Origin of the sequence: Streptomyces vulcanius, from assembly GCF_042653945.1 — a bacterium.
GTDB lineage: Bacteria > Actinomycetota > Actinomycetes > Streptomycetales > Streptomycetaceae > Streptomyces > Streptomyces mangrovi.
This window is the reverse complement of sequence record NZ_JBHSFK010000074.1, coordinates 22,484-29,120: the sequence shown is the minus strand read 5'-3', so window position 1 is coordinate 29,120 and position 6,637 is coordinate 22,484. Positions and strand designations below refer to the sequence as shown.

Annotated in this window: 3 protein-coding genes and 3 pseudogenes; 3 read left to right on the top strand and 3 right to left on the bottom strand. The window is 65.9% G+C overall.

The features are described from left to right. Positions 1–132: 132 nt before the first annotated feature. Positions 133–923, bottom strand: a protein-coding gene (locus ACFPIH_RS54480) for an IS5 family transposase (RefSeq protein ID WP_385879335.1) whose coding sequence is annotated in 2 segments (ribosomal slippage) — positions 133–602 and positions 602–923 — 792 coding nt in all. Because the reading frame shifts where the segments join, the coding sequence is not laid out codon by codon here. Between the two features lie 897 nt (positions 924–1,820). Here ACFPIH_RS54480 and ACFPIH_RS54475 point away from each other — a divergent pair. Then, positions 1,821–2,591, top strand: coding sequence for a hypothetical protein (locus tag ACFPIH_RS54475; RefSeq protein WP_381187256.1), 771 nt, complete (start codon positions 1,821–1,823; stop codon positions 2,589–2,591). A gap of 732 nt (positions 2,592–3,323) precedes the next feature. On the opposite strand, the pseudogene ACFPIH_RS54470 reads toward ACFPIH_RS54475, so the two are convergent. After that, positions 3,324–3,758 (bottom strand): annotated as a pseudogene (locus tag ACFPIH_RS54470) (transposase); the annotation flags it as partial. Positions 3,759–3,785: 27 nt separating this feature from the next. Beyond that, positions 3,786–4,016: an HNH endonuclease gene (locus ACFPIH_RS54465; RefSeq protein WP_385879332.1), complete on the bottom strand. Its 231-nt coding sequence runs from the start codon at positions 4,014–4,016 to the stop codon at positions 3,786–3,788. A gap of 174 nt (positions 4,017–4,190) precedes the next feature. On the opposite strand from ACFPIH_RS54465, the pseudogene ACFPIH_RS54460 reads away from it, so the two are divergent. Both ACFPIH_RS54460 and ACFPIH_RS54455 read left to right on the top strand, forming a co-directional pair. Continuing rightward, positions 4,191–4,758, top strand: a pseudogene (locus ACFPIH_RS54460) (transposase); the annotation flags it as partial. A 474-nt stretch (positions 4,759–5,232) separates the two neighbouring features. Further along, positions 5,233–6,129 (top strand): annotated as a pseudogene (locus ACFPIH_RS54455) (reverse transcriptase/maturase family protein); the annotation flags it as partial. Between the last annotated feature and the right edge of the window lie 508 nt (positions 6,130–6,637).

Sequence of the window (6,637 nt, the reverse complement as noted above, 5' to 3'; positions counted from 1 at the left end):
TGGTTCCGCCGGTTACGCATCCGCTGGGAGATCCGCGACGACATCCACGAAGCGTTCCTCAGTCTGGCCTGCAGCATCATCTGCTGGCGACGACTGAAAAACTTGGCACTTTGTTAGGAGTTCTAAGAGGTCCTAACAAAGGCGTTGAACGTGGCGGTGGGTGATCAGGCAGGTGGCGAGGCCGAGGAAGGCTTCGTGGATGTCGTCGCGTCGTTCCCAGCGGATCCGCAGGCGGCGGAAGCCGTGCAGCCAGGCGATGGTGCGTTCGACCACGTACCGGAAAACGCCCAGGCCGGAGCCGTGGGGTTGGCCTCGTTCAGCGATGACCGGGCGGATGCCGCGCTGCCACAGCAGTCGGCGGTACTTGTCGTGGTCGTAGCCGCGGTCTGCGAGGAGTGCGTCGGGGCGGCGTCTGGGTCGGCCGACGACGCCGGCCACGGCCGGGACCTTGTCGAGCAAGGGCAGGAGTTGGGTGACGTCGTTGCGGTTTCCGCCGGTCAGCGACACCGCGAGCGGGATGCCCTGGGCGTCGGTGAGGACGTGGTGCTTGCTGCCCGGCCGTGCGCGGTCGACCGGGCTGGGCCCGCTTTTGGGCCCCTTCGGGCCGCCCTGACGTGGGAGGAGTCGATCGCCGCCCGCGACCAGTCCAGCTTCTTCGCCGCCCGCAGCTTCTTCAGCAGCACCAGGTGCAGTTCGTCCCACACACCGGCCTCGTTCCACGCGGCCAGACGCCGCCAGCAGGTCATGCCCGAGCCGAAGCCCAGCTCCTGGGGCAGGTACTCCCACTGGATGCCGGTATGCAGCACGAACAGGATCCCGCACAGGGCCTGCCGGTCCGGTATCCGCGGCCTGCCCTTGACCAGTTTCGGACCCGGCTTGGGCAGCAACGGCTCGACCAGCGCCCACAATTCGTCCGAAACGATCCACGGCCGCGACTGTCTCTTCCCCACGACCAGACCAACGAGCAACCAGGCCGACAGTCACATGATCAACAGCTTCTGTTAGGACCTCTAAGTCAAGCCGAAGGGCGGGGCCCGCTTGAGCCCGCGTAGGGTGCCCGCATGATCGTCCGATGTGTCCAGATCATCAGCCCGACGAGCGGAGAGGTGGTGAATGATCACCCAGAGATCCGGGGCGGCGTGGAGTATCCGGTCCTGGAGGTCATCACAACCGCAAGCCGGGTGCTGATCCGGATCCCTGAGCGACCCGACGTCGTGGTGGAGCGAGACTCTCCTGGGCTATGTGATGCCGCCAAGTTCACCGTCGTCAGCGGCCGGCTGCCGGACTGTTGGGTTGCAGGGCTGGAGGACGGCCAGGTGACGCCGGCGCCAAAGGAATGGCAGCGCTCAGGCTTCTGGAGGACTACTTCGACGGCGAGCCGTCAGCTGGCGCCGAGTACGAGTGTCTGGCAGCTGAGGTCCTCTCCCCAGGCCCAGGGGAGACTCACGTTCGCCCGGTTTGATCACGGGATGCCGTAGACGGTCAGGACGGCCTCGGGTTGACCGTGCGCGCGTCGAGCGCTGGCGGGGTTGGCTCAGCCGGCGCGGTGGAAAGTGGCGCGTGCCAGGTCGCGCAGGGCGGTCATGACGGTGGGGGTACGGTGGCGCCGGACCTGGCTGGCGTCCTCGGCTGCCGGGATCGATCACCGGCCGGTCGCGGTGCGGCTGTGCGCTCCATAAGGAAGGGCATTCCCGACGGGAAAGAAGGGCAGACTCCATGTCAACGCTTTGTGAAACATCATGAGTTGCAGATGCCTATGCGATGCTGTCTTCTCCCCTTGTTGCTGCGGAGATGCCGACAGGCCGTGAACGGAGTTTTCCATGCAGAAGGTCATCGACTACATCGAAGAACATCGGAATTCGTACGAGAACCACGCATTCTTCACTCGCCTGCTCGCCGACGAGTCACTCCCCGGAGAAAGGCGTCTGGCTTGGGGGCCCAGCGTGGTTCCCTTCATCATGGGCTACTCCGATCTCAACAAGTACGTCTTCCGCAAAGACGAAAGCAATGCCCGGCCCGATCAGCTGCAGGCCCTTCTGAACGCGCACACGTACGAAGAGGACTTCCACTGGCAGTGGATGCTGACCGACCTGGAGAAGCTGGGGGCCGACAGCAGCATGCCCCTGTCGGACGCCACGCGGGTCCTGTGGAGCGCGGACTTCAGCCACTCTCGACGTCTTTGCCTGGAGCTGGCCGCGCTCGCCGCGGGCGCCCCCACGTACGCCGTTTTCGCGATGGTCGAGTCCATCGAGGCCGTCTCCATCACGATCTTCACCCACTGCCGGGGAATCGCCCTGCGGGACGGTCGCGAATGTGAGTTCTTCGGCACGAAGCACTACATGGCGGAAGCGTCGCACAGCATAAAGTCGCCCGAGGTAGAAGAGAAAAGCCTGCCGTCCCTCGACGACGCACAGCGCGAGGAAGCCAAGCGGATGGTGGACCGCACGTTCTCACTCTTCGACAACTGGTCCGGCTCGCTCCTGCGGTTCGCTCTCGAAAGCGGGGACCACGAGCGCACGTACGAGAGGGTGATCCAGGAGAGCAAGGACCTGTTGCCGGAAGCCGAGGCGGTGGCCGCTGCCGCCTTCTAGTCTAGCCTCGATCGTTGCAGGTCAACTGCTATTCCTTTGGCAAAGAGTCGTATGTCCGGTCTGCTGTCGACTGGATTTCATGCGCCTGGGGGAGCCTCCGGGCCGCGGGGAGAGTCGCGTTGGTCCGGTTTTCTGAGCGACGGCATGGACCAGCTCGGCGGACAATTCGCTGGCCCGGGAGCCACTGGAGACGTAGAGCAGGACCGCAGCCCGGTCCCGGTCGCAGGTCATTGCCCCGAAGAACTCGTCCCACATCGAGTCGGGAATCGAGCGGGGATCGGTCCGCCGGACCCTGTACGGTCTGGGTCCCTACCCCGCCGAAGTAGTCGGCCTCGATGTAGGCCGCCGGTCCTGTCCCCGAGCACGGGGTCAGCAGGCGATCAAAGTCCGGTGGTGCCTTCCAGAACCCGTTGAGCTCGGGTGCTCCGGCGGCCGTGACCGTATCGAACAGCGCGTCGGTCATCGGCAAGAGTCAGAGGTGCTGGCCGAGAGGAACGATGCATGCCTCTGCGGTGGAGCCGGCCAACTCGCGGAGCACGGATTCGGTGGCGATACTGACTTCGGCTCGTTAGCCTCGAAGTTTCGTGACGGTCCGTCGGTTTCTCCGGTGGGCCGCTTCGGCTTGTCGCGGTGATGGTGAGCATGGTGACGGCCCGACTGTCGCGTCGGGTGAGCGCCGGGTTCCACGGCTCCGGGGCGTTCGGCTGCTCGTCGGGGTGGGTCGCTGGCTGGTCAGTCGGGGTTCGGCAGGGCCTGGAGTCTGGTGAAGGCGCTGGTGATCGTGTCGGTCCAGGGCCAGTGGCGGGCCATGCGCAGAATGCGTCGGCGGCCGGTGGTGACCAGGCGGGCGGCGGCGGAGAACAGCCGCAGCCGTAGGCGCTTGGGTTCCCAGCGGCGGGCTCGGCCGGTCAGGGCGAGCATCGGCATCCATGCCAGCAGGTCCAGGGCGATCTGGACGATCTCCAGCCAGACCTGGTTCTGCGCGGTGTGGTGCAGGGGCAGGTTGCGCAGGCCGGTGTCGCGGGCGGCGCGGATCCGGTCCTCGGCGCGGGCGCGCTGACGGTGCCGCAGTTCCAATGCGGCGATCGTGGTGCCGGCGGTGTTCGTGGCGAAGCAGGTCAGCCGCAGCCCGTCGACGTCGGTGAAGCGCAACTGGGCGCCGGGGTGGTTGAGTCGGCCCGCAGCGCGGTGTGATCATTTCCGTGGTGCTGCTGTGGGGCGTCCCGCGTGGATGTCTTCGTGGCAGCGACGGCAGAGCACAAGGGTCTTGCGCCGTCGCATCGCCATCAGATGGACCCACCCGGGCCTTTCCCGGCGTCCGGGCCGGTTGAGATCGGCAAGTTTGCGGACGTGGTGAACCTCAAGGTTCGTCCGCGTCTCGCAGCACTCGGCGAGGAGCCGGTGGATCAGCTCGTTGCGCTTCATGCTGGCCATGACCGGCCGGACGTCAGTGAGCACTGCCGTGCGCTGCCGCTTGCCTCGCGCTTTCGCGAGTGGGCCTGTCCGGGTCTTGATCAAATAACTGGAGAGTGCCGCTGACCTGCAACGATGGGACTTGTCGAGGGTCCTGTCAGCTGCAAGGAAAGAAGCGCTCTCCAGGTGAAGAAGCGTAGCGGGTCCTATCCGCGTGTCCGTGTCGAGGGCAGCGGCCGTGGGGTGGTCTCGCAGGCCGGGGCGGTGCTGCTGGTCGAAACGGTCCGCAAGTCGGGCCTGGACACGGCGATATCGGCGGCGCTGGCACCGTGGCGCAAGCCGCGGACTGTGCACGACCCGGGCAAGATCCTGCTGGATGTGGCCCTGGCCGTCGCACTCGGCGGCGACTGCCTGGCCGATGTCGCCATGCTGCGGGCCGAGCCCGACGTGTTCGGCCCGGTGGCCTCCGATCCGACGGTCTCCCGGCTCGTCGACGCCCTCGCCACGTCCGGCCCGAAGGCTCTCGCGGCGATCCGAGGCGCACGTTCCGAAGTACGGACGCGCGTCTGGGAGTTGGCCGGTGAAGACAGTCCGGCCGCCGACGGCCAGGTGATCGTGGATATCGACGGCGTGCTGGTGCTCGCACACTCCGAGAAGCAGGATGCGGTCGCGACCTGGAAGAAGACCTTCGGCCATCAGTGCGCCATGAGGCGCTCTGACGTATCCCCGGCGAAGCCGGGAGGAACTTGGAAGGAGGTTCCTGGGCCTGATGACTTACCCGATCCGGAAACGGTGACGGGACAAGAGCATGTCAGGAAACTGGCGGCCGTGCCGAGACGCTACGGACGGTGCGTCAGGGGGCCCGCGTGACATGGCGAAAGCTGAACTGCCTGAACCCCAATCTCCAGCGGAGGCAACGAAGACTCCTCCGGCACCGCGTCCGAAGCCGGAGTCGTCGTCTGCGGTGGATTGATGGTGTGGCCGCCGCACCTTCCGGACGGCGACGCGACGCTCAGTCAGAGCGTTCAAGGAGATGAGTGGGGCGCCTACATCACGCTGTTACGTACGTCGGAGACGAACATGGGATCGCCTACGGGACGCGAGTCCTAGGGCGACGGAGTGCCCGTAGTAGTCGCAGGAGTCACGACCTGCCGGGGAGGACGGTAACGCCGTCCGCACGGCGAAGGGGCACAGGTGATCGGACATCCCGGTCCGGGAGGTATGCGAAATGCAGAGCGCCGAAACGGTGCTGGGTGTCCTGCGTGACCGCGGCAGGCGCAACCTGCCGTGCGAGGAACTGTATCGACAACTGTTCAACCCGCAGCTGTACCTGTTGGCCTACGGGCGCCTCTACTCCAACCAGGGGGCGATGACGCCCGGGGAGACCGGGGAGACCGTGGACGGCATGTCGCTGGACAAGATCGAACGCGTCATCGACGCGTTGCGCCACGAGCGCTTCCGGTGGAGTCCGGCACGCCGGGTCTACATCCCGAAGAAGAGCGGCAAACGCCGCCCGCTGGGCCTTCCTTCATGGACGGACAAGCTGGTGGCGGAAGTCGTACGTCTGCTGTTGGAGGCGTACTGCGAGCCGACCTTCAGCGACGCGTCCCATGGTTTCCGGCCGGGTCGGGGCTGCCACTCCGCGCTTCGTAAGATCGCGGACACCTGGCAGGGCACGACCTGGTTCGTCGAAGGGGACATCGCCGACTGCTTCGGCAGTCTCGACCACGACGTCATGATGGCGACGCTGGCGGCGAACATCCACGACGGCCGGTTCCTCCGGCTGATCAGGAACATGCTGCAAGCCGGGTACCTGGAAGACTGGATCTTCAACGCGACGCTCAGCGGTTCCCCGCAGGGCGGAGTCGCGTCCCCCGTCCTGTCGAACATCTACCTGGACCGGCTGGACACGTTCGTCGAGACGGTCCTCATCCCGGATTACACCCGAGGGGTCTCCCGGCGGCCGAACCGGAAGTACCACAGGCTGTACTACGCGATGCGCAGAGCCCACGGACGAGGCGATCAGGCCGAGTCCCGGAAACTGCGCCAGCAGTTGCGGGCCCTGCCCAGCTCGGATCCACAGGATCCGGCCTACCGCAGGCTCCGTTATGTCCGCTACGCGGACCTATGCCGAACTCGGCATAGATCGCATTATGCAGTGCGTCGGGTTATGCCGACGGTGGAGGCTGAATGCCTGGTTGGGACGAGCGGCTGCTCGGGAACGATCGACATAACCAGGCGGCTGGCGTCGGAAGGTTTCGCAGGAGTCCGGGTTTTTCGTAGCGTCCGAGAGAGAGCCAGAGGACGCCGTACCGCAAGGAAGCCCTCCACCACCTGCGCCGTCAACTCCGGCCCTTCCTCCAGCTGATCAGGCTCGGCAGTAACCGACTCTCCGGACGTCGAAGGGACCACCGCCAGGCTGACTACAAATTATGCCGGGCAGATCAGCCCGGATACGCCCGCCGACCAGCATCCACCGCTCGACGTCGGCATAACCGCGGGATCGGCATAAGCGGACGACACCCTGCTCGGGTTCATCGGACCCAAGGCCGAAGCTGAGGAGATCAAGGCACGTCTGGCCCAGTTCCTGCGCGACGACCTCAAGCTCGAACTGTCGCCCGACAAGACCCTGA

Bases quoted from the DNA above. Each gene is read 5' to 3' on its own strand.
- ACFPIH_RS54475 (WP_381187256.1), top strand. From the start codon at position 1,821: ATGCAGAAGGTCATCGACTACATCGAAGAACATCGGAATTCGTACGAG.
- ACFPIH_RS54465 (WP_385879332.1), bottom strand. From the start codon at position 4,016: ATGAAGCGCAACGAGCTGATCCACCGGCTCCTCGCCGAGTGCTGCGAG.